This window comes from Chloroflexus sp. (genome assembly GCF_034431535.1).
Classification (GTDB): domain Bacteria; phylum Chloroflexota; class Chloroflexia; order Chloroflexales; family Chloroflexaceae; genus Chloroflexus.
The window spans coordinates 42,136-65,966 of sequence record NZ_DAOUDC010000052.1; the positions used below are offsets into that span (position 1 = coordinate 42,136).

20 protein-coding genes are annotated in these 23,831 nt (G+C 59.1%); 7 read left to right on the forward strand and 13 right to left on the reverse strand.

The window, feature by feature from the left end:
- Positions 1-161: 161 nt before the first annotated feature.
- On the forward strand, positions 162-542 hold the full coding sequence (locus tag U9R61_RS12790) for a DUF393 domain-containing protein (RefSeq protein WP_322489206.1): 381 nt from the start codon (positions 162-164) through the stop codon (positions 540-542).
- Between the two features lie 386 nt (positions 543-928).
- Here the strand turns inward: U9R61_RS12790 and solA are convergent, their stop codons facing one another.
- The 10 genes from solA to U9R61_RS12840 form a co-directional block, all read right to left on the reverse strand.
- Positions 929-2,086: an N-methyl-L-tryptophan oxidase gene (gene solA, locus U9R61_RS12795; RefSeq protein WP_322489207.1), complete on the reverse strand. Its 1,158-nt coding sequence runs from the start codon at positions 2,084-2,086 to the stop codon at positions 929-931.
- A gap of 83 nt (positions 2,087-2,169) precedes the next feature.
- Positions 2,170-2,889, reverse strand: coding sequence for an NUDIX hydrolase (locus tag U9R61_RS12800; RefSeq protein ID WP_066782821.1), 720 nt, complete (start codon positions 2,887-2,889; stop codon positions 2,170-2,172).
- 60 nt (positions 2,890-2,949) lie between these two features.
- A complete protein-coding gene (gene glk / locus U9R61_RS12805) occupies positions 2,950-3,930 on the reverse strand; it encodes a glucokinase (RefSeq protein WP_322489208.1) in 981 nt (326 codons plus the stop codon).
- Positions 3,931-3,989: 59 nt separating this feature from the next.
- Positions 3,990-4,661 carry a ribulose-phosphate 3-epimerase gene (rpe, locus tag U9R61_RS12810; RefSeq protein WP_322489209.1) on the reverse strand — a complete coding sequence of 224 codons (672 nt, stop codon included), beginning with the start codon at positions 4,659-4,661 and terminating at the stop codon, positions 3,990-3,992.
- Between the two features lie 256 nt (positions 4,662-4,917).
- Entirely contained in the window at positions 4,918-5,607 is a 690-nt protein-coding gene (rpiA, locus tag U9R61_RS12815) for a ribose-5-phosphate isomerase RpiA (RefSeq protein ID WP_322489210.1), read from the reverse strand.
- Positions 5,608-5,683: 76 nt separating this feature from the next.
- The gene (locus U9R61_RS12820) at positions 5,684-7,441 is read right to left on the reverse strand and encodes a M61 family metallopeptidase (protein ID WP_322489211.1); all 1,758 of its coding nucleotides are present in this window, start codon (positions 7,439-7,441) and stop codon (positions 5,684-5,686) included.
- A gap of 536 nt (positions 7,442-7,977) precedes the next feature.
- Positions 7,978-9,762: a hypothetical protein gene (locus U9R61_RS12825; RefSeq protein WP_322489212.1), complete on the reverse strand. Its 1,785-nt coding sequence runs from the start codon at positions 9,760-9,762 to the stop codon at positions 7,978-7,980.
- Between the two features lie 48 nt (positions 9,763-9,810).
- Complete coding sequence (locus U9R61_RS12830; RefSeq protein ID WP_322489213.1) at positions 9,811-10,722, reverse strand: cobalamin-binding protein; 912 nt, start codon at positions 10,720-10,722, stop codon at positions 9,811-9,813.
- Positions 10,723-10,791: 69 nt separating this feature from the next.
- A complete protein-coding gene (gene pyk, locus U9R61_RS12835; protein WP_322489214.1) occupies positions 10,792-12,216 on the reverse strand; it encodes a pyruvate kinase in 1,425 nt (474 codons plus the stop codon).
- A 370-nt stretch (positions 12,217-12,586) separates the two neighbouring features.
- Positions 12,587-13,183: a ComEA family DNA-binding protein gene (locus U9R61_RS12840; RefSeq protein ID WP_322489215.1), complete on the reverse strand. Its 597-nt coding sequence runs from the start codon at positions 13,181-13,183 to the stop codon at positions 12,587-12,589.
- Between the two features lie 169 nt (positions 13,184-13,352).
- Here U9R61_RS12840 and clpB point away from each other — a divergent pair, with 169 nt between their 5' ends.
- The 3 genes from clpB to U9R61_RS12855 all read left to right on the forward strand — a co-directional run bounded on the left by clpB (position 13,353) and on the right by U9R61_RS12855 (position 16,800).
- Complete coding sequence (gene clpB / locus U9R61_RS12845; RefSeq protein ID WP_322489216.1) at positions 13,353-15,938, forward strand: ATP-dependent chaperone ClpB; 2,586 nt, start codon at positions 13,353-13,355, stop codon at positions 15,936-15,938.
- A 226-nt stretch (positions 15,939-16,164) separates the two neighbouring features.
- Positions 16,165-16,398 carry a hypothetical protein gene (locus U9R61_RS12850; RefSeq protein WP_322489217.1) on the forward strand — a complete coding sequence of 78 codons (234 nt, stop codon included), beginning with the start codon at positions 16,165-16,167 and terminating at the stop codon, positions 16,396-16,398.
- A gap of 144 nt (positions 16,399-16,542) precedes the next feature.
- Positions 16,543-16,800: a type II toxin-antitoxin system VapC family toxin gene (locus U9R61_RS12855; RefSeq protein WP_322489218.1), complete on the forward strand. Its 258-nt coding sequence runs from the start codon at positions 16,543-16,545 to the stop codon at positions 16,798-16,800.
- Here U9R61_RS12855 and U9R61_RS12860 read toward each other — a convergent pair.
- Together U9R61_RS12860 and U9R61_RS12865 are read right to left on the reverse strand one after the other, a co-directional pair.
- Complete coding sequence (locus tag U9R61_RS12860; protein WP_322489219.1) at positions 16,797-17,345, reverse strand: shikimate kinase; 549 nt, start codon at positions 17,343-17,345, stop codon at positions 16,797-16,799. The genes U9R61_RS12855 and U9R61_RS12860 overlap by 4 nt on opposite strands.
- A 10-nt stretch (positions 17,346-17,355) precedes the next feature.
- Entirely contained in the window at positions 17,356-18,594 is a 1,239-nt protein-coding gene (locus tag U9R61_RS12865) for an MFS transporter (protein ID WP_322489220.1), read from the reverse strand.
- A gap of 251 nt (positions 18,595-18,845) precedes the next feature.
- On the opposite strand from U9R61_RS12865, the gene U9R61_RS12870 reads away from it, so the two are divergent.
- From U9R61_RS12870 to U9R61_RS12880, 3 genes are all read left to right on the forward strand, one after another.
- Entirely contained in the window at positions 18,846-19,124 is a 279-nt protein-coding gene (locus tag U9R61_RS12870) for an acylphosphatase (protein WP_322489221.1), read from the forward strand.
- A gap of 127 nt (positions 19,125-19,251) precedes the next feature.
- Positions 19,252-20,298 carry a lysylphosphatidylglycerol synthase transmembrane domain-containing protein gene (locus U9R61_RS12875; RefSeq protein ID WP_322489222.1) on the forward strand — a complete coding sequence of 349 codons (1,047 nt, stop codon included), beginning with the start codon at positions 19,252-19,254 and terminating at the stop codon, positions 20,296-20,298.
- Positions 20,299-20,330: 32 nt separating this feature from the next.
- Positions 20,331-20,825: a cyclic nucleotide-binding domain-containing protein gene (locus tag U9R61_RS12880; protein ID WP_322489223.1), complete on the forward strand. Its 495-nt coding sequence runs from the start codon at positions 20,331-20,333 to the stop codon at positions 20,823-20,825.
- 319 nt (positions 20,826-21,144) lie between these two features.
- On the opposite strand, the gene U9R61_RS12885 is transcribed toward U9R61_RS12880, so the two are convergent.
- Positions 21,145-23,514, reverse strand: coding sequence for a transglutaminase domain-containing protein (locus tag U9R61_RS12885; protein ID WP_322489224.1), 2,370 nt, complete (start codon positions 23,512-23,514; stop codon positions 21,145-21,147).
- Positions 23,515-23,831 lie beyond the last annotated feature (317 nt).

Genomic DNA, 23,831 nt, shown 5'->3' on the forward strand with positions numbered 1-23,831 from the left:
TACAAATAGAGCCTTGCAATATCGCATACGGAGGCATTGAGATGAGCCGCAAACGCTACCAACAATGGTTTCGCATCTTGAGCGCAGTGATTATCGGAATCCTCGTGCTGGCGCTGGTGGTGACGGCCATTGTGCCATATTAAGCGGAAAGGACTTTCCCCATGCCCTATACTATGCTCTACGATGGCAACTGCCGGATGTGCCGCCAACAAGCTGAGTGGGTCGCGGCGTATGACGAGCAGCGCCAAATCGAACTGCTGGACTCCAACAGCACGGCTGCCCGCGAGCGGTTTCCGCAGATCAGCCACGAGGAAGCGATGGGGCAACTGCACGTCGTTGGGCCGGACGGAACAATTTACCGTGGGGCTGAAGCAGTGCGCGAACTCTTGTTGCGGCTGCCGGCTTTGCGCGGGTTGGGGGAATTGATGCGATTGCCCGGCGCGCTGATGGTGGCCGGGCCAATCTACGACTTTGTCGCCCGCAACCGCTACCTCTTTGGCGGCAACCCCGCCTGCGACGACGGATCGTGCCAGCGGGCATAGTTCCACCAGAGCAAGGTCGTTGCCGCCCGCCCAACGGCGCCGCAAAGCCAGCAATGACGCAAAGAATCGTAAGGCAAAGGCGCAAAGATCGCAGAGAGCGCAAAGGGATTTTGGGGGAATAGCCACACAACACGCACCTTTGTACGCCTTTTGCGGCTTTTTGAACTCTTGCTGCTCACTCTAGCCCGCGCAGGGGGCTTCGTACCCCCAGTCCGGCCCTGAAGGACCGGGGTCGCCATCAGATGTCTTGCCCAACTCCCTCCCCCAGCGGGGGTAGGCGGGGTTGGAGGCGACGGGTTGCCTTGGGGAACTCACTCAGGCATGCTTTGCGCTGAAGTAGGAGATTGCTTCGGGCGTTCCGCGCCCTCGCAATGATATATAGCCGCTTACGCCAATTCCACCGGATGCCGCTTGCGGAGCCGGTCGAACCGAAACGGAGCAATATCATACTGCGTTACGCCTTGCAAGGCCAGATCGGCGACGATCTCGCCGATTAACGGGGCGAACTTAAAGCCGTGGCCGGCGCAGGGAACGGCAATAATGATTTGGCTATATTCGGGATGGCGATCAATCAGGAAGTCGCCATCAGGCGTATGGGTATAGCGACACGTCTCGGCGCGTACCAGCCGGGTCGCGAAGCCGGGAAGCGTCTGTTCGAGCCGGCGCGCGATCCGTTCATTCTCAGCCGGATCGGGGAGTGGCGGCGGTTCGTAGGGGTTATGCACCAGCGAGCCAACACCGTGGCGCGCGGCCTTCACTCCTTCACCGAGATCGGGGAAACAGACAAGCGGTGGTTCACTGCCATTGTCGTGATCGATCACCACCGGCAGATAGCCTACTTTGCTCAACACCCGATCACGAGGCAGAAAACAGGCGGTTTGCTCGCGGGTGACAAGCAATGGGAATGATACGCCGAGACTGCGCAGCAGCACCGGCGTATACGAACCGGCTGCAATCACCACCCGCTGCGCACGGTAGGTCGCGCCGGCAGCATCAACACGCACGCCTGCCCCATCTGGCACAATCCGATCGACCCGCACCCCCACCGCAATGGCAGCGCCATAACGACGCGCCAGTTCTATGAATGTCGCCACACAGCGCGAAGCCGGCAACACCCCGCCATCTGGCTGGTAAAGACTCATAGTCAGATCAGAGATCGAGAGCTGGGGAAAGCGCGCGCGCAGTTCAGGCGCCGACACCTGCTCGAACGGCACCCCGGCAGCCGCCAAATTGGCGGCGCATGCTCGCAGATGTGGCAGGTCGGCTAGGCCAAGATCGAGCGCCCCAGTCTTGATGAGCAGGCGTTGGTCAGCATCGGCTTCGAGATCAGACCATGCCTGCCGGGCGGCGATGGCCAGTTGCGTATAGTGCAGTTGGGGATAGGCATAGCTGATCAAACGCGACAACCCGTGCGAACTCCCGCGCGCATGCCCGATGGCAAACTGTTCGAGCAGCAGCACCCGCCTTCCGCGTCGGGCGAGCGCATACGCTGTCGCCGCGCCCATCACCCCGCCGCCTACAATCAACACTTCGAGCATACGCATAACGCGCCTCGCTTCGCGGAGCTGCTAGTTGTCTATTTGAATCATACCACCTTGCGTTACAGGGGGAACAAGAGCGAGCTAGCTCACTCGCGGCGGTCTTCGCGCCAGCGAAAGACAAACTGCTTATCGCCGGGCCGATCGCGGCGGAAACGCCACAGGCGGGTCGGGCGACCGCGCCCCTCGCGCATATAGGGGGTCTCTTCGAGGATACCGGCCTCTTTGATTTTGCGGTAGAAGTTGCCTTTATCGAGCTTCTCACCCAGAATTTGTTCGTAAATGTGCTTTAATTCAAGGATCGAGAAGAGTTCGGGCAACAATTGGAATGCCAGCGTCGTATATTCGAGCTTCGAGCGCAAGCGTGAGAGGGCATAAGCCAGAATCTGGTCATGATCGAAAGCCAGCGGCGCCGGCACATGATCGACAGGAAACCAGCGCACATCACTGTTTTCATCGCTGGCGCGGATCGTCTGAGCATCGGCGCGCACCAGCGCAATGTAGGCCACGCTGATCACGCGGTGGCGCGGATCGCGTTGCACATCGCCAAAGGTGTATAGTTGTTCGAGGTACACATCGCGCACCCCGGTCTCTTCTTCAAGCTCGCGCCGCGCTGCCTCTTCCAACGACTCATCAAGCCGGATGAACCCCCCCGGAATCGCCCAACGCCCCTCGAATGGCCAGCGCTTGCGTTGCACCAACAACACATGCAAGGTGCGATTAATCAAGCTGAAGATGACGACATCAACCGTTACCGCCGGTAACTGGTATTTGCTGACATCGTAGAGAGCTGGGCGTTCATCCTGCATGATCGAGCCTCTTTTCCGGTTACGATTTAGTGTTATTTATACACTAAAATAACCGCTATGTCAAGTCATCGCTGCGGCTGCTGCGCCGAGCAAGCCGGCTTTTGGCTCAAGGATGACATACACCGGCACGTGAGCCAGCAGGTCGCTAAAGCGGCCTTTATCGCGGAAGATCTGCAAGAAGCGTTCGCGTTTGATCAACGAGAGCACCCGTGGCGGCAAGCCGCCGCCGATATATACCCCGCCGGTCGCCAACACCTTCAGCGCCAGATTACCGGCTTCGGCGGCGAGAATATCCACAAATAACTCTAGCGCCGTGCGCGCCACTAGACACATCCCTTCGGTTGCCATTCCCGCCTGCACAATGATCGGCGTCGGATCAGCCGCCGCGGCTAGTTGTTCGGCAACCGCTGGCGTCTCGCGCTGGAGCAGCCGATCGCGCACGAAGGCGTACAGATTCGGGATGCCGATCCCCGAACAGACGCGCTCGTAGCTGACGTGGTTGAAGCGTTGGTGGAGATAATCGAGCAGGTCTTTTTCCACCTGATTGCGGGGCGCAAAGGTTGTGTGCCCGCCTTCAGAGGGATGCGGACGGTAGCGCGCGCCATCCCACGTCAGGAACGCTTCACCCAAGCCGGTGCCCGGCGCGATCACCCCAATCGCGCCGCCGGCGACCGGTGCCCCGAGAGTGAGGGTCGCGAGATCGTCAGCCTCAAGGATCGGCACCGCCTGCGCGATAGCCTCAAGGTCGTTGAGCAAGCGCACCGGCGCGCCTCCCAGTAGGCTACTCACCTCAGCGGCATCGATCGTCCACGTGAGATTGGTAATGCTGGCGCGTCCGGCCACCACGGGGCCGGCTACGCCGAAGGCGGCGCCGGCGATCGCCGCCGAGTGTTGGGTCAGAAAATCGGCAATAATCGCTTGCAGACTCGGATAGCGAGCGCTGGGAAAGGTTTGCTCGACCAGCGGATGGTGTGGCCCGGCAGATTGATCGAACAAGGCAAGAATAGTTTTGGTGCCGCCAATGTCGCCGGCTAGATACATACGTCACCTATCAACGAATTGAGGAGAGCTTAACTATCACAACCACAGACTAGCGATTTTTAGCGAACCGGCGGCGCTTCGGCCAGCGCGGCGCGCAAGGCGGCAATGGCGTCAGGGATCGGCTGCGGGCCAAACACTGCCGAACCAACCACGGCCACGGTCGCACCCGCAGCGGCGCAGGCGGCGATCGTCGATGGATGCACCCCGCCGTCAACCATGATTTCGACTGGCCGATCGTCTACCAGCGCGGCTAACCGTTGCACTTTATCTAATACCGAGGGAATCAGAGCTTGGCCGCCAAAACCGGGATTCACCGTCATGAGCAAGATCAACTCAACCTGATCAATCATCTCTTCGACCATGCTGAGCGGCGTCGCCGGATTAATAGCCACACCCGCCTTCTTGCCCAGATCGTGGATCATCTGCACGGCTCGATGCACATGCGGCGTAGCTTCGGCATGAACCGTGATTAGATCGGCTCCGGCAGCGGCGAAATCGGCCACATACCGCTCTGGCTCAACGATCATTAGATGCGCATCGAGCATTGCACCGTAGCGATCGGCCAACGGGCGTAAGGAGCGCACCACTAGCGGGCCGAAGCTAATATTCGGCACGAACCGACCATCCATCACATCGAGGTGGATCCAATCAATGCCTGCGTCGCAGGCCGCAGCAATTTGTTCACCCAAGCGGGTAAAGTCAGCGGTGAGAATTGAAGGCGCCAGCCGCATACGATGCATCCAACGTATTCACAAAACCAACGGCTTTGTCAGCAGTACGTTACCTTCCCAATCGAGCAATGGCAACGCTACCAACGCAGTTCTCGCGCTCTTTCTAGCTTATGTCACGGTAAACCGCCGCAAAGCGGCGCGACAATTCTCGCTGTGAACGCGATAACCCTCCTGCAGGGAACCAAGCTGCCATTTAGCGCAAGAACGCGAGAACGCCATCGTATGTCGCCACAATACCGCGCTATTGTACCGCATCTTAGCGTGTGAGATGGCGCACGCCTGAAGCGCCGGCGACAAAAAGATCGGTCGCCAGCCCCACAAACAGACCGTGCTCAACGATACCGGCCCGCGCCGCCAACCGCGTCGCCAACGCCGCCGGGTCGGCAATCGGGCCGCAGGCCCAATCGAGGATCAGGTTGCCTTGATCGGTGCGAAAGGGTTGGTCATCGGTGCGCACACGGAGACGCACACTGCCGCCTTGCGCTTCAAGCCAGCGCGCCGTTGCCCGATAACCAAAATCAACCACCTCAATCGGGAGGTAAAAGCGCGTACCCAGCGCCGGCGAGATCTTGCTTTCATCAACGATAATCGCCACCCGGCGGCTGGCCTGCGCCACCATCTTCTCGCGTAACAAAGCGCCGCCGCCGCCCTTGATCAGCGCCATCTGCGGATCAACCTCATCAGCGCCGTCAATCGTCAAATCGACCGCATTTACCTCATTGAGCGTGATGAGCGGGATGCCCATCTCGCGGGCCAGCGTCGCCGTCCCTTCAGCGCACGGCACTCCTACAATATCGCGCAAAACGCCGCTGGCCAATCGCTCGCCGATCAGGCGCGTGGCATGCGCCGCCGTGCTGCCGAACCCCAACCCTACCACCATCCCCGGCTGCACGAGCGCAACCGCCGCCGCCGCCGCCATTGCCTTTAGGGTTTCGACGGAAGTCATTGTCGCACCTTGCTGTTAAACGGTTCTTTCTTAAAGCGACAGTGAGACTGCCGCACGCCATACATTACACTTGTACCTACACGATCCGCCCCAACCACGCGGCCCGCATTTGCACTTGCTGCGCCGTTGGCGCCACCACCGGCGCCAACGATAGCATATCATACGGCGCGACGGCCAATGTCACCGACGCCTCAATCAACGCATCGCCGCGGAAGAGCGTCAACCGCACTGTATCGCCGGGTCGCCTTTCCAGCAGGCGCTGGTTGAGCCGCTCTTCATTCACCCGCCAGCCGTCAATCGCGATCAGTTCGTCATTGGCGTACACCCCCGCCTCGTATGCCGGGCCGTCACTCCGCACCGCAGCCACCAGCGTGCGTTCGCCTTGCTTCCGCCAATTGACCCCCAACCACGCCGGTGGCTGCCCGTCAGGCCGTGGACGCCGGTGCTGCCAGCGCGGTTCGAGGCCCACCACGGCCAGCGCCGCCGCATAGTCGAGTTCTTCAACCCCGGTCACATATCGCTCGTACAACTCGCGCAGACTGCCATCAGCGCCGCCGATCGCCTCGATGGCGGCCAGTACCGCTCCCTCTTCGGGAATGCCCGGCCCCTCAATCGGGTAACGTTGGTAGAGATAGCGCATCACATCGTCGAAGCTCCGCTCGCCATTGGTGCGCGCGCGGATCGCCATATCAAACATCCAGCAGACCAGCGCCCCCTTCAGATAGTACGAAATGCTAGTATTGATGCTGTTTTCGTCAGGCCGGTAGAATTTGATCCACGCATCAAAACTGCTCTGCTCCAGACTTTGCAGACGGCGACCGGGTTGGCTCTGTAATTGCACGATCTCATCGGCCAATTTTTGCAGATACCGCTCCTCGCTCATCAGACCAGCTCGCACCAGCAGCAGATCATCGTAATAGCTGGTCGCTCCCTCCATCAACCAGAGCAAGCGGGTATAGTTCTCGTTTTGATAATCGAACGGGCCGAGCGGCGCTGGACGCAACCGCTTCACATTCCACGCATGAAACAGCTCGTGTGAGGTCAGGCTCAGATAGCGTTCATACTGATCGGCGAACGTCCAGCGATCGACCATATTGGTTGCGCTGTTGCGATGTTCAAGCCCGCCGCCACGCCCATCGGTCAGATGGAGAATGAAGGTATAATCGCGGTACGGCAACCCGCCAAACATCGCCCGCTGCACCTCGACGATTCGCTGCGTATCGGCAAGCAAGCGCGCCTCATCTTCGTTCCCGCGTCCCCAGATCGCAATCCGGTGCGGCACCCCATCAACTGTGAATGACAATATCCGGTGGGTGCCGCACTCAACCGGGCAATCCACCAGCTCATCGTAATCGGCAGCCTGAAACGAAGCGCGGTGCGGGTATGCCGGATCAGATGGCAGCGGTGCCAAACCGGTCGTCACCAGCCAACCGGACGGCGGATCGACGTGCAATGTCAGCGATTCGCGGGTATGACCGTGAACGTACATCAAGACGTTCGCGCCGTTGAAATAGCCGTGCGTGCCATCAAGATGGCTGGTACGTACCGTCAGATCAAACGCATAGACCTTATACGAGACCACCACGCGCGTCGCTGGGCCTGCCGTCACCAACCAACCATCTTTACGAACTTTACGCCACGGCAACGGTCGCCCCTCGCCGTCAGCGGCCTGAAATTCTTGCACGTGACGGACAAATTCGCGGATCATATACGAACCGGGCGTCCACGCCGGCAATGACAACAGCACATCGCCGGTTTCGGTGCGCGCAATCTTGATCCGCACATGAAACAGATGCGAATGAGGGGCCGGCATTGAGATAGTGTAGGTGATCATGATCGTTCCTCAAAAACAGTGCTATTACCGCGTCGTTATGGATAGCGATCGCGTTGCCAACGGCGCGGATTGGCCACAATGCAGTTACAGATGCGGTTGAGCGCCTGTTCCGAGCGGATAATACGTTCGTAACAATTCCGTTGCCAAACCGTGATGCTAGAGGCGCCATTCAACGCTATTGATCTGGCGGGTCACCGCCGATTTGAACGCACCAACGATAGCGCCGGTGGAATAGGGTTGGGGGCCACTAGACATCACCACAAATTCATCTAACACAACATGGGGAACATGCTTTGGAATATCTAGCCAACACTGATGAGCAATTGCTCTCATTTCACGTAACTGCACCACACCCAAATACTTGCCACATTGGGGCAGGATTTTTATACAATACCCACTCTCCTGCGTATCGTCACATCCGCGCAAACAAATACATCGGCGATGATGTTGGTGAGGATAGGAATGATTCATACATGCAACGTAAAGAAAAATGCGCCCTAAAAAGGCGCATACGGTAGCTCAAAACATGATGGGTGCTATGACATGTATGGCTTAAACAGCATTGCGAGCAAGTCAGGTTGATCGGGATAATCGCGCTCCAACTTCTGGCGCAGCGCCATTAAACGCGCGGCCTGATCGCGCCGTTTCCAGATCGCCTGCGCAAATCGATCGTCTTTGATCACGCCTCGCTCGCGCAAAAAGGCATAAAACTGCTTGAGCGCGCCACACATATCACGGATATGTCGCTCTGAACCATCGTGGTGATTGGGGTAGTAATAAAACAGAAACTCGTCAAGCGTCGCATAGTCGCCTTCATGCAGCGATCGTTGGTAAAACGAAGCCAAAAACTGGGCGTATGGCTTCAAAAGGCGGGTCTGCGCGAGCGCAGTCGAATGCTTCTTCCCCATCTCGAGCAAATAATCACTATACTGATTAATCAGATTGACACTCTGGGTAAATGCGGCATCTTCATCATCATCGTCATCCCACTCTTCATCACCAAATTCATCATCATAATCCCAATCGTCGTCATCGCTCCATGCGCTCGCATCAAGCTCATCGAGCGGCTCACTATCGCTATCAACGCTGCGTTTCGTGATCCAAGAATTGTTCGACGGTGACGTAGGCGACACATCAATCCGCGGGAATAAATCGGGCGCTTTGGCTAACAGATAGTTCAGATGGCGGCTCAGAATAACCTCAGCTTCTTCTGGAGTTGCTTCGGACAATTGCTGCAGAACTTCCGGCGGCAGAACTTCTTGCATGCGCAACACGGCCCGCGTCATCTCATCAGACATATGGATGGTCACACCCATCATTTCATCCATCGTATCCCAGAAATGACCCTCTTCTTCATCAGCGACTCGTGACTCACGCGACAAATCGCCGTTCCAGAGACCAGCCTGCTGATCTTGAGTACGTGAACGTTGGATCTCTTGCTGCAAGGCCGTAATCTCATCAATGACCGACTGCTTGGCCGGAAGCTGCACCCGCTGCGCTTGCTCCATCAATGCTGGATGGAACACCACATCATCGCTCGATGTTCCTTGCAACAACAGTCGCCCTATATCAAAATACGGATCAGATGCCTGTAGCAACGAGTCTTCAATCAGATGCAAGCGTGGATCACTCAACACAAGATACTGCCACGGCCGTCCGGGGTACCCTGTCCGCCATGGCGCACTGGCAAAAATCGGCAGAATAACCTCTTCACACGGCTTTGTACCGGCATCGACCTGCTTGACAATCGCCTGTAGCAGGGCGCGATCTTGTTCATCGACGCGGCTCGCCTGAAATGCGCTGGCTGACTCATAGGTGAAATACAATTCTGGCCGCTTCTGATAGCGAATTTCGACCAAAATACTGTCACCAGCAGCGAAGTGATGGCGTTGAAACCACCTTCGCATATCAACCGCAGCATGAGAAGCAAAGCCGGTTGCTTTCTTCTTTGGTTCTTTCACGGCCAATATTGCGCCCTGTTCATCATAGATGATTGGCAAGGGCTGCCGGCGCAGACCGGCAAAGGGGCGCAGATGGGCAATCGGCAACCGGCCCTCGGCGATGTCTTGCGGGCGGGGCCAACACCGGAACCGCAATCCATCGAGCACCAACCGCAGAGGGAGATATTGCAAGCGATTGATTCTCACCCAACCGAGCGTGATGCTTTCCCAGCGCAGGCTGCTGCGCACTGAAGATACTGCATAGTTTACCGACCAGCGCGTTTTCATCAGATCACACAGTTGGGCAACGCTTACCGGCTGATCAAGTTCAGCAGCTAGGGCCTGCAACACTTTGGGGATCGTCAGCTCTGGCTTTGACATCTGCACCTTCTCCCTCGAATTGGAGCTGAACAACAACAGCGTCCGCGATCAACGCAGCGCAATAGCCGCATGCTGCGGCCCCCATCCGGCAAACAAATCGGGATGGATCAGTTCGGCCAATAACTCTAGGCTATCAACCACACGCGGACCGGGACGGCTGAAATAGGCATTGCCATCAACCGCAAAGATATTGCCCGCCCGTACCGCCGGCAAGGCATACCAACCGGCCCGCTGCGGCAAGATAGCGGTGGCTTCAGCCACCGCCCGTTCGAGTGTAAACCCGCAAGGCATCGCAATGATCACCTCTGGCGCACAGGCGATCACATCCGTCCACGATACCCGTTGCGATCGCTCACCGGCAACCCCTAGCACCGGCTGGCCACCAGCAATCGCCACCAATTCCGGCGTCCAGTGGCCCGGCCCAAATACCGGATCGAGCCATTCGAGGCAGGCAACGCGGGGGCGATGGCTAGCTTGCGCGGCCCGCGCGCGCACCCGCTCGACCCGCGCTGCCAGATCGTCAACTAACGCCTCAGCCCGTTCCGGTGCCCCCAGCGCTCGCCCGATCGCTTTGATTGAGCCGAAGATACCGGCCAAGCTCGTCGGTTCAAACGACAACACTTGCGCCGTCCCACTGGCGACCGCCGCTTCCACCTGCCGTAACGGCACGGCGCACACATCGCACAGCGCCTGCGTCAAGATCACATCGGGTTGGAGCGCCTCGATCAATGCCATGTCGAGTTGGTAGATCGAGAGATCGTTGCGCGCGCGCTCACGAATTGCCGCATCGATCTCGGCTGACGAACTCTCGTCCTGCTCCAGCATACTGCGCGTCACTACCGGCAACCCGCGCACTTCCGGCGGATAGTCGCACTCATGAGTCACTGCAACCAGATGGTCGCCAAGCCCCAGCGCACAGACGATTTCGGTTGTCCCCGGCAGCAGCGAGACAATACGCATGGTCTTCCTGCCCAACACGGTCTACCATTAGCTACAGCGTAGCATCCGATGAGGCTAGTGTCAAGAATCCTATTCGATTGTGATAACTTTCAAAAAGTTCGTCGGCCCATAGCGGTAGACCGGGTGGCCGCCGCTTAACACAATCAGATCACTGCGCCGGACATAGCCAGCATCGCGCATCATGCGGACGATCTGCTGCTCAAGTTCATCAAGCCGGTCGCGGGCTTCGATGACGATCGGCGTCACACCCCAATACAGACTGGTGCGACGAGCTGTCTCGTCGCTTGGGCAGAAGGCGAGCACTGGCACCTCAGGCCGGTAATGGGAAACGAGCCGCGCGCTCGAACCGCTCTGGGTCAAGACGGCGATAAACCGCACCGGCAGCGTATTGGCAATGGTGCAAGCTGCCGCTGCAATCGCGCGCGGCGTCGATTGCGCCGGCGAAATCGTCCAGCGGGGCTTGCCCTGATATTGACTGCTGCTCAACGACGCCTCAACCGCATCGGCGATCAACGCCATCATCTGTACTGCTTCGATCGGGTAAGCGCCGGCGGCTGTCTCGCCGCTGAGCATCACGGCATCGGTGCCGTCAATGATAGCATTGGCGACATCGCTCGCTTCGGCGCGGGTGGGCCGCGGGTTGTGGATCATCGACTCAAGCATCTGCGTAGCCGTAATCACCGGCAATAGCGCCTGATTGGCCGCTGCGATGATCTGCTTCTGCACAATCGGCACCCGCTCCGGCGGCATCTCGACCCCAAGATCGCCGCGCGCCACCATGATCCCGTCCGCCTCCGCCAGAATTTCCGGTAAGACATCGAGCGCTTCTGGCCGTTCGATCTTGGCGATCACCGGCGTCTGCTTGCCCGCTTGCCGGATAAACTCCTTCACTTCGCGCACATCACTCGCCCGGCGCACAAACGAGAGCGCAACGTAATCGACGCCCTGTTCAAGCCCAAAAGCGAGATCAACGAAATCCTTCTCAGTCGCCGCCGGCGCGCTCACCCGCACTCCCGGCAGGTTGATGCCTTGGTGTTCACGCAAACGACCGCCATGCACGACTTCGGTTTCGACTTCGGTGTCGGTATGGCTAGTTACCACGAGCTCGATAAGGCCATCTGACAGCAAAATACGATCGCGTGGCCGCACATCGAGCGGCAAAGCGCGGTAGGTTGTGCTGACCCGATTACCGTCACCGATCACGGGCTCAGTAGTGATAATAAATCGCTGCCCGGCAACCAACTCAACCGGCTGGCCGTTAGCTAGCGGCCCAGTACGAATCTTCGGCCCCTGCAAGTCTTGCAAGATCGCAACATGACGGCCTACCTCCGCCGCTGCCCGCCGTACCATCGCAATCCGCGCTGCATGATCGGCGTGAGTCCCGTGCGAAAAGTTGAGCCGGGCCACGTTCATACCGGCCCGAATCAATCCGGCGATCCGTTCAGGTGTACTCGTTGCCGGCCCAAGGGTTGCCACAATTTTTGTGCGTCGCATAAGCTCCACTCTTGCACTATATCTCGCTTCCCGATTGTCATTGTCAGCCGAGCGGAGGGGCAGAACGGCGCTTTAGATACCCCCACCCTAGCCCTCCCCGCTGAGGGAGGGAGGCGCCACCACCGCGCTCCCGGTGTCATTGCGAGCCACGCTCTGCGCGGCGAAGCAATCCCCCACGAGCACGGGAAGCACCTGCTCAGGCATACTTCACGCTGAATCAGGAGATTGTTTTGGGCGCTGCGCGCCCTCGCACTGACAATCGAACACGCCCTCTCACACTGACAATTGCGCTCGCCACCTATCACTCGTGTGTCACCGCGAGTATATGCTAGACCAACGATTCGTGCAAGGTTGTAGATGCAATTGTTGCTTATGGTCCAACTGTCATCAGCGGCGCAATCTGGCCGAACAGCTTTTCGCCAATGCCGGGCACCTCGCGGAGTTCTTCCACGCTGCGGTACGGGCCCTGCGCCGTGCGCCGGTCAATGATCCGAGCCGCCAGCGTTGCTCCAATTCCCGGCAACTCTTCTAGTTCAGCCGCACTCGCGCGGTTGAGGTTGATTAACCCGGATTGCTCGCTCGCTGCCGCTTGCGCCACTGCCTCCCCCACGTATGGCACGCGGATGTGCTCGCCATCCCGCACCTGCGCCGCCAAATTGATCCCACTCACGTCGGCCAGCTCAATCAAGCCGCCCGCCGCTTGCAGCGCATCAACCACCCGCGCTCCCGGTGTTAACCGATAGACATCCGGCGCTACGACCGCCCCCGACACATACACCACCAACGGCTCGATCGTGGGTGTGGGCAATGCCTCTACTTCAAACGCTTCCGCCGTCGCTGCCCCATCCGGCCACCACATCGCCTTCGCCTCCGGCCCAAACGCGATCAGCAATCCGCCGATCAGCGCACAGATCAGCGCCGCTACCCGCTGCGGTCGCCGATACCACGGCTGCCCTTCCATAGCCATCGCTTGCCTCCGTGCTGCTGCGCCCCATTTTTTGCTCTCTATATAAGAAACCGCAGCAACCGGCCAAAAGTAACGCGCATTTTCCAACGCAACGTTAACACTGCGCTATCGCGTCACAGATACCGCTCTGCTACAGTAAAAGCAGCATAAGATGTAAGGAGGTGGACGTATGTCCTTCAATACTAATCGGTTTACGCAGAAATCCTACGAGGCGATCGCGGCGGCGCAGGCGGCGGCTGAACGGCTGGGCAACGCCGAGGTGCAGCCGGAACACCTGCTCTACGCTTTGCTCGACCAGAGCGACGGCGTGGTGCCGCAGGTACTAGCTAAGCTGAATCTGCCGGTCGGTGCGATTAAGCAGCAGATCAATAACGAAATTGCCCGCTTCCCGCGCATGAGCGGCGGCGGTGCGCAGGTGCAGCTCGGTTCGCGCTTGCGCACGGTGCTGGTCAAGGCCCATGATGAATTGGCCCAGTTTGGCGATGAGTACGTCAGCACCGAGCACTTGCTGCTGGCGATCCTCGATCATGCCGGCGGCGGGGTCGAGCGCGTGCTCAAACAAGCCGGCTTGACCCGCGATAAGCTGCTGATGGCGTTGCGCGAAGTGCGTGGCGCGCAGCGGGTGACGAGCCCGAACCCCGAAGGCACCTACGCCGCGCTTGAGCAGTATGGTCGTGATCTGACCGAGCTGGCCGCGCGCAACAAGCTCGACCCGGTGATCGGGCGTGATGAAGAGATCCGGCGCGTGATCCAGATTTTGTCGCGCCGCACCAAGAATAACCCGGTACTGATCGGCGAGCCGGGTGTCGGTAAGACGGCGATTGTCGAGGGCTTGGCCCAGCGCATTGTGCGCGGCGACGTGCCCGAAGCGCTGAAGAACAAGCGGGTGATTGCGCTTGACCTTGGCGCGCTGATCGCTGGCGCCAAGTATCGCGGCGAGTTTGAAGAGCGCCTGAAAGCGGTGCTCAAAGAGATCCAAGAGCGCGACGACGTGATCTTGTTCGTTGACGAGCTACACACCGTCGTCGGCGCTGGCGCGGCTGAAGGCGCGATGGATGCCGGCAATATGTTGAAGCCGATGCTGGCCCGCGGCGAGCTGCACATGGTCGGCGCGACCACGCTCGACGAGTATCGCAAGCATATCGAGAAGGACGCTGCGCTTGAGCGGCGCTTCCAACCGGTGATGGTCGATCCGCCGTCGGTCGAAGATACCATCTCGATTTTGCGCGGTCTCAAAGAGCGCTACGAGACCCACCACGGCGTGCGCATCACCGACGGCGCGATTATCGCGGCGGCGATGCTCTCGGATCGCTACATCTCTGACCGCTTCCTGCCTGACAAGGCGATCGACCTGATCGACGAAGCGGCGGCGCGCTTGCGCATGGAGATTACCTCCGACCCGCAAGAGCTCGACGATCTGAAGCGGCGGATGATGCAGTTGGAGATCGAGCGCGAGGCGTTGCGCAAAGAGAAGGATCAGGCCAGCAAAGAGCGGCTTGAGAAGCTTGAGCAAGAGTTGGCCAACCTGCGCGAGCAGCGGGCGGCACTGGAAGCGCAAATCCAACGCGAACGGCAAGAGCTGGAGCGCATCCAGCAACTGAAAGAGAAGATCGAGCAGACCCGCGCCGCGATCGAGCAGGCTCAACGCCAATACGACTACAACAAGGCGGCGGAGTTGCAATACGGCACGCTGGTCAGCCTCGAACGCGAGCTGCAAGAGACCGAGGCCAAACTTGGCGGCCAAAATCGCTTGTTACGCCAAGAGGTCACCGAGACCGACATTGCCGAGATTATCTCGAAGTGGACTGGCATCCCGGTGACGAAGCTGCTCGAAGGCGAGCTTGAGAAGCTGGTGCATATGGAAGAGCGCCTGCACCAGCGCGTCGTCGGCCAAGACGAGGCGGTCACGGCGGTATCGAACGCGGTGCGCCGCGCGCGCGCTGGCTTGCAAGACCCCAACCGGCCCTTGGGCAGCTTCCTGTTCCTTGGCCCGACCGGCGTCGGTAAGACCGAGCTGGCCCGCGCGCTGGCCGAGTTCCTCTTCGACGACGAGCAGGCCATGGTGCGGATCGACATGTCGGAGTACATGGAGAAGCACTCGGTGGCTCGCCTGATCGGCGCGCCTCCCGGCTACGTCGGTTACGATGAGGGCGGCCAGTTGACCGAAGCGGTGCGGCGCAAACCCTACAGCGTCGTGCTGTTCGACGAGATCGAGAAGGCGCATCCCGACGTCTTCAACGTCTTGCTGCAAGTGCTTGACGACGGGCGGTTGACCGATGGTCAAGGCCGGGTGGTCAACTTCAAGAACACGGTCATCATTATGACCAGCAACATCGCCAGCGCGACGATTCAGGAGCTGGCCCGTGAAGGCGCGGCGCAAAGCGAGATCCGGGCCGCGGTGATGGAAGAGCTGCGCAGCGTGTTGCGGCCAGAATTCTTGAACCGGATCGATGAAGTGATCGTCTTCGCGCCGCTCACCCGCGAGCACATCGACCGGATCGTCGAGATCCAGCTCAACCGGCTGCGCAAGCTGTTGGCCGACCGCAAGCTCAACCTCGAACTGACCGCTGCCGCGCGAGCGCAGTTGGCTGCCGAGGGGTACGACCCGGTCTATGGCGCGCGCCCACTCAAGCGGGTGATCCAGCAACGGATCCAAAACCCGCTGGCGCTGCAATTGCTGCAAGGCGCCTTCCCAGAGGGCAGCACGATCGTAGTCGATGTTGAAAACAGCAACTTCGTCTTCCGGCGCGGCTAAGCCTCACGCCGCCGGCAACCGGCGCGGAAGGGATCACCTCCCTTGTGCGCCGGTTTTTCTGTTTCATTCATCCGCTCAAACAACTCAAGCCCAGCACGCGACGAAGGGATCACCTCCCTTGTGCGCCGGTTTTTCTGTTTGCGGTGGGGTATTATGAAACAGCGTTTACGCGCTGCGTCGCATCAAGCGCCAGCGCGTTGGCATCTGCCAGAAAGGCGCCAGAGGTATGGAAGCGACCATCACCCGTCACGAAACCCGCGAGCGGATCAGCGCGCTCGTGCAGAGCTTGCCCGCCGAGAGCCTGCCAATCGTCGAGGCGTTCGTCCGTTTTGTCCAAGCGCAACAGATGGCAGCATTCACCCAACCGGCTATGCCGTGGCGGTATCCGACGGTTGCAGCGCCAGCCATTAGCTTAGAAAACTGGCTCAACGGTGCTCGTTGGATTAATCAATCCAACTGACTGATGTCTGGTACTAAAAAGCCGAGCAACTCTATCGCGCCTTGATCGACAACAGCGTGGAGTTAATCTACTTTGACTGTGTGATAGGCGAGGCGCTTAGTACGGCCACACGCCGCCTGCGTGAAAAGGGGCGCGTAGACAGCATTGTCGCATTGTTTAACCGCTTGGAACAACGAATCGGGCATACTATATACATGGATCTTACCTGACGTACCGCGCCTCTACCCTAACGTCATTGACCTTATGCGCCATTCTAGCGGCGAACTGAACTTCCACGACGCGCTGATCGCGCTCGCGTGCCGCGAACGGAACATTCCGACGATTGCCAGCTTCGACGCCGATTTCGATCGTCTGCCGTGGCTGCGCCGCTTCGCCCAACCAAGTGATGTGCAGCACAGCTAACCCGCTCGTTCCTCTTTCCCTTTTCGCAACGCTGCGATGATCTGCTGCACCAGATCGATCGGCGACAAGCCATCGGTCTGCACTGTCAGGTCGGCTAATTCGGCGTAGAGCGGCGCACGCGCCGCGCGCATCGCCGCCAAGCGGGCCACCGCATCGCCGCGCAACAACGGGCGCTCTTCGGCATCGGCGGCAAGGCGCGCCAGAATCGTCGCATCGCTCGCATCGAGCCAGATCACCGTTGCCCGATCATGCAGCATCTGCCGGTTTTCCGGCTGCAACACAATCCCGCCGCCGGTCGCAATCACCTGCGCCTCGCGCAGCGCCTCGGCCAGCGCCGCCGACTCACGGGCCCGGAATTCCGCTTCACCGTAGGTTTGAAACAGATCGGCAATACTCATTCCAGCCGCCGCCGCCACCGCCACATCGGTATCGTACCACGGCCAACTGAGCGCGCGGGCCAAGAGACGAGCCAACGTCGATTTGCCGCAACCGCTTAAGCCGATTAACGCAATCGGACGCTCAAGCCAATTTGGATCCCAGACCATATCCCTGCTCCTATGCAGCCGTCTGCCCTACACTTCGTTGTAGGCGCAAACTCCAAATCACCAGCGCCGAGAAGGCATACGCAATCGCAGCCGCCACAATTTGCGGCCCATAGCCAAACACCAGTACCACCCACCCCCAAATCACCGCCGACACCGCCCAACCACCGGCCCAGAGCAGACTCATCAGGCTCATCGCCAAGCCGCGCTGCGCCGGCGGCGTGGCTCCCATCACTAACGCATCGTTCATCGGATAACTCGCGGCGATAAAAAAACCGCGGGCAAAGAAGCCGATAATCACCAACGGCAACCACGGCGATAGCATCAACAACATCGCTGGCGTCGCCCCCAGCCGCAACAAAGCCGCACCGCGTTGCAGACCGATCCGGCGTACCACCGGTGCGCCGATCAGTGCGCCGATGCCGGCCCCCAATGAAGCCAACGCCAGCGCCAACCCGACGCTCGCATCATTGAGACCAAACTGATCACGGAAGAAGAGGTTTTGGAACGGAAGAATTGCGCCACCGCCAACGCCGAGCAAAAACGACGGCGTCGCCAACCAAATCAGCATCAGCCACGAGCGCCGGGACGGCGTTTCAGCACTATTCCCACTGCTATCGCTCGCCTCAACAACAGCCGGTAGCCGCACTAACACCGGCAACAGAGCGACAATGCTCAACCCGATCACGGTGGTTAACGCCAAGCGGTACGCCGCAGTCGATTGCGGATCGGTTGAAATCAGGCTGGCGGCCAGCATCGGCAAGACCCCGCCGACCACACTGCCCAGCAACCCAACCACCAGCGTCGCTGAGGCATTCATGCCAAATACCAACGGGCGCTGCTCCTCCTTCGTCACCAGCGCCAGCAGGGGTGTCACTGCAGTTGATGCTAACAGATAGCAAGCTCCGACCACAAACTGAGCCGCAATTAGCCATGGCAGCGCCGGTGCCTGCAACAATGCCACCCAACCCAGCGCATAACCAAAGACGCCGGCAATCATCGCCCGCTGCGGCCCTAGCCGATCAATCAGCCAACCGATCGGCAGCCCCATCAGCATCCCGGCTGCCCGGCTAACCATCGACAGCAAACCGACGTCGTTGACGGTATAGCCTTGACTGACCAGATAGAAATTGAACAGGATGTCAGCAATGCTCAACGCAAAGCCGTACAGAAAACTGTGTGCCAGAATGCGCCAGACCGCTGCCGGGATTTGGGCCAAAGAAAGACGTAGATTCGATGTCACGGAAATCATACCCGCTCCGCGCTGGTTCGGCATACGCCGCCGAGGGTGTAGCATACCACAACTTGCGCGCCACCGGAAACGGGTTTACAAACGTTACTATGACCAAAGGCGCACCTTCCGCCCGCTGCACCCTATCTGCCCGCTTCTCTGACAAACCTTTTATGTTGCGCTGTTGCAGAGTACCTCACGGTGCGCTATACTCAGTAGTGGTTTCATCATGCTGGTATAATAGAGATAGCGTTGAAATAGACAGGTGGCTTGTGGATCTCGTTCGTGCTCATGTCTTTATTTCCGGTCGTGTCCAAGGGGTAAGCTTCCGCGCCTACACCCGTGACCGCGCCCGTGAAGCGCAAATCAAAGGATGGGTACGCAATTTGAGCGATGGTCGTGTGGAGGCAGTCTTTGAAGGGAGCCGACCAGCCGTTCAAAAAATCATCAGTTGGTGTTACAGCGGCCCCAGCCAAGCTCAAGTCGAGCGGGTCGAGGTCCACTGGGAAGAACCGACCGGCAAGGAAGGGATCTTTGCCATTGTCTGGTAAAGAGCGCCACCGTATCATAAAACGGGTATCTGTGGCAAAAAAGTCACGTAAACCTGTGCATACGCCGCAAGCCCACCCCTATGTTTCTGGCCATCATCCCAAGTCGCCTCGTCGCGAAAGGACGGTTATGGGCGTTAAACGCTGGAAACTGATTACGAGTGCAATTATCAGTATCGGTATTATTACGCTGGCGATCCTCAACCGCCATTGGATCGCTGAAGCGTTTAGCTTGCTGAATGATGCTAAACCGGGTTGGTTACTGGCTGCGCTCGCACTCATTGCCCTCAGCTATTTGATGAGCGCGCAGGTGTTTAACGTGGTGCTCCGTTCGCTTGGATACCGGATGAGTCTCCTCCGCCTGTGGGCTACCGCGCTTACCGCGATTATCATCAGCCAATCAGTGCCAGTAGGCGGCGTCGGCAGTTATGCCTTTCTGATGAGTAATTTCAACCGCCGTGGCATTCGCGCCGGTGAATCGGCCCTGCTCGCTTCACTCGAGACGCTGAGCTATGTGGTGGCTATGCTGCTGGTCTTTTCGTTTAGTCTTGCCTACTTTGCTTGGCATGGCTTGCGAGCAGCCAGCGCCAGCTACATTGCCGGATTGGTTGGCCTGTCGGTCATCGGCCTTGCTATCTTTGTGCTCACCCGCACTGAAGCAACCTTGCGACGCTGGCTAGGTTCTATTCATTGCACCATTAATCGTCTTCTCAACCATCAATCAAGCGGCGCTTGGACTGATCGCATCGTCGCCGATTTAGCGCGTGGTCGTAGTTTGCTGATCCATCGCCAGCGCGATGTCATGTTGTTGGTCCTGATCCAGTTGACAGCGCTGAGCGGCCATAGCTTAGCAATGTTGCTGGTGTTGCACGCGCTGGGAACTGACGTGAGCTTTGCGGTGGTGTTGGCGGCCTTTGGCATAGCGCTCGTAACATCAACCTTCAACGTCTTGCCCGGCGGCGGGGGCACCGTTGAAGCGGCGCTGGTGGCCGTCTTGAGCCAAATGGGGGCAGGGCCGGCAGCGGTACCGGCAGCGATCATCTTCCGGCTCTTTAATTACTGGTTGGCTGCGCCAGTGGCAGCAGTGTGCTACCATTGGCTTATGCACGAACACGTGACCCCGCTCGTCAGCAGCAAGCTCCGCACTAGGCCGATCGAAGCGCCGTCGCACGATTAACGCGATCATCGCGACACAATCGGGGGGGTCTTATGAACCAGAGTATTGTCGAGAATTTACGGCGAGTGGATCTGCTCAGCAGTCTGAGTGACGAGGAACTATTGCAGATAGCCACTATCTGTAAAGTGCGCCGGCTGGGAGCCGGCCAAACAGTCTTTAACGAAGGCGATGAAGGCGACGAGTTATTCATCATCCACGAAGGATGCGTCCGGATCGCCATCAATACCCGCACTTCCGATGGTTCCTTTACCCCTTCAACTATCAATATGCTCTACAGCGGGCAAAGCTTTGGCGAGATGGTGCTGCTGGGCGGCGCCACTCGCTCGGCCACAGTCAGTTGCGTTGAACCGTGTGTCCTCCTTGTAATCCGCGAGCGCGATTTTGCGGCCTTGTGTGATCGCAATCCGCGCATTGGCTATTTAGTGATGCGGAATATGGCCGCTGATCTCGCCTATAAACTGCGGTCGTCAAATCTGCTCTTGCGCGGGAATATTCGCTGGCAACAAGGGGAATTGGGGAAGCGGTAATCGGAAGATGAAGACGTAAGATCCAAGTCACGAGAGCAGCGCCCAAGATTATGGCAAAAGCAACACCCCGCGCAGTGGATACGTGGGGTGTTGCCTTTTAGTGATTACGAGACGCATCGAAAGAAGAGCTGTCGTATGCCGCGCTTGAGGTGGATACGTGGGGTGTTGCCTTTTGGTAATTACGAGAGCACAGTAATTACGAGAGCACAGTAGACAACAGCATTTGCGGTCTACCCGCCAGCAGCAATTCTCTAGTGCTAGCGGGAGTTTGCTTCGACCTCCGGCAGCTCGCGAGCAGCCTCTCATACATGCACAAATCCTAACGCACCCGCGCTGGCGACCATACACGCTGCACGGCGTGGCGCACCGCATAGCGCAGCAATGCTCGCCGCAACAACTGGCGCGCCGCTTCCGGCGGCACCCGCACAACCGCCCCCCGCCGGTAACGTTCACTCACATAGGCCGCAGTGATGCCATGAATCGTTACGGCATGCTCCGGCAATGCCGCCGCTAAGCGGTGGGCATATTCGAGCGGCGTTTCCCAACTCTGCTGGGCCAGACCAGCGAGCGCCGCCAGCCAACCCATTTCAGCATACGCTGCCGCGGCCAATCGCAACCCCCGCAGTTCACGCGCCAACCACCAACGGCCACCGAGCAACGCTAACCCGACACTGGCCGGGACGGCAAGCACGGCAAGCAACCAGCCAAACCATCCACCGCTGCCCGCCGGATTGCGTCCCGCTGCCGCCGGCGCGCTTGCTGCTCCGCTACTGACACCGCTCGCCGACAACTCATCTTCTGGCTCTTCAAACCGGCCGGGATTCAAGGCACCGCCACTGGCGCTGCTAGCAGCGTCTTCAAGCTCTTCGCCAAAGACCGATTGTAATGGTCGCTGCGGCGCCGAAGTATAACTCGCTGCCGTTGGCTCGAACCGTTCCCAGCCGACGCCGGGAAAATAGACTTCCGGCCAGCTATGGGCGACATTTTCGCGCACGATGTAAACACCCTCTTCGGGATCGAAATCGCCGCTGGCATAACCGCGCACCCACCGTGACGGCACTCCCACCGAGCGCAGCATCACCACCATCGCTGACGCGAAATAATCGCAATAGCCGGCTTGTTGTTCAAACAAAAACCAATCAACTAGATCGGCATTGCTCGGCGGCGGCGGAATATCTTCGCTGTAGGTCAGTCGGCGCAGATACGCTTCGATGGCAATCGCTTGATCATAGGGAGTTTCGGCATTTGCAGCCGCAATCACCCGCGCCGCTTCCGCCCGCACGCGTGCCGGCAAATTAGCCGGCAATTGCAGGTAGCGTTCGCGCACCCATTGCGGATAATCAGTGCCGGCGTTGCGCAACGTCTGCACATCGGCCAACGAGACTAACGCCGTCACCGTATACGTTGTACCGGCCACTAATGGGGTATCGGATGTCGCCAAGGCCAAATCATCGTAGATCGGCACGATACCGCCACCGTCAGCGCGGGTAATTACATGTTCGAGATTGGCCGGGAGACTAAACTGGAATGGTGTGCCCCCTACGATCAGCAGATCATCATTTCGATCTTGGGTTAAAGTGAACGTCTGAGTAATCACTTGCCGCGCCCGCCGGTCGGTCAGCGGGATCGTTTCCCCGGCGGCCAGCGGCGTGCGCGCCTGTTCAGCCGTTGCCACCCCCAACGCCGCCCGCGCCAATTCACCGGTAGTATTAGACCAACCTGAGCCATCGTAGCGATCGAAAGCAACTGCGCGCCAATAATCGAGCCGCGCCGAACGAACTTTCATCACCTCATCAAAACCGAGGAAACGTGAACCGCCCAACGGCGCCACCCGTGCCGTAAACGAGATACTGCCGGCACCGGGAGGGGCATTAATCGTACTAAAGGCATCTTCCCACGCTGCCCGCGCCGCTCGAAACGGCGCCCGCAGCGATTCCCACGTCTGCAAGGCGCGTTCGGCGGTAATCTGCGCCGGCAAGAAGGCCGTGATTGCAATCAACGCCGCCCCTACCACCGTGGCGGCCCACATGGCGCGCAACGGCAAGAGATCAGGGTAACTGATCTGCTGCGTCTCCCACGCCGCCCGGCGTTGCATCACATGGTGATAGACCAACAACAGCAAGGCGCTAGCCACAAACGCCATCGCTTCGAGATCGGGCTTGGGAAAGACGTAGGTATAATTGACCAGCAAGACAGCGCCATTGGCAATCATCATCAGCCATGGCTGTTGCTGACGAACCACTGCCCATACCGTCGCATAGGCAAGCCACCAACACAGAGCCGCCAACGCCAACACAAACAACACAATATCTTCACCGCGCCCGCCGCTCGCCAGCACCCGCGCCCACGTGATCACGCGGATCGTCAACTCGACCGCCCAATCGCGCCAGCTCAGCAGCCGGTTGTCGAGCAATGGCCCAATCTGCTGCACGATCCACACCCACGCCAGTGTTAGCGACAACCCATGGGCCGCCCAACGGTGCAACCGCGGCCAAGCGGCCAGCGCCACGCCAACCGCCACAGCCATGCCAGACACTGCCGGCAAGATCGACAATCCGCTTGCCCAACCCGACTCGGCCAAGCTGCGCACCACGGCACCAGTCATCAGGAAGACCAGCATGACCCCAGGCAGCATCCACCAGAGATTCGGGAAACGAGCTGACGACACTGTAAATGAAGACTTGGCCATGAAAGAAGCCTTTATCCCATGTATGAACAGAGCGATGCTCTGCCCGGTCAGACGCTTACCACGCCAGCTGCTTCCTAAGAGGTTCAAGGGCTGACAGAGCGCATGAGCGCAGATATGATTTATGGCTTTGAAATGCGCTAGTGTACTCTCACCCTCTGCCCTTCTCCCACTGGCGCGGGAGAGGGGAGTTCAGAAACGAGCGTTAAGGCATTGCACAGCGCTCAACAGTTGTACTCAATCAGATGTTCTGTCCACCACTCAACCCCAAGCGGGAGAGCTACAGGGCGGGCAGAGCGATGCTTTGCCCAGTCAGACGC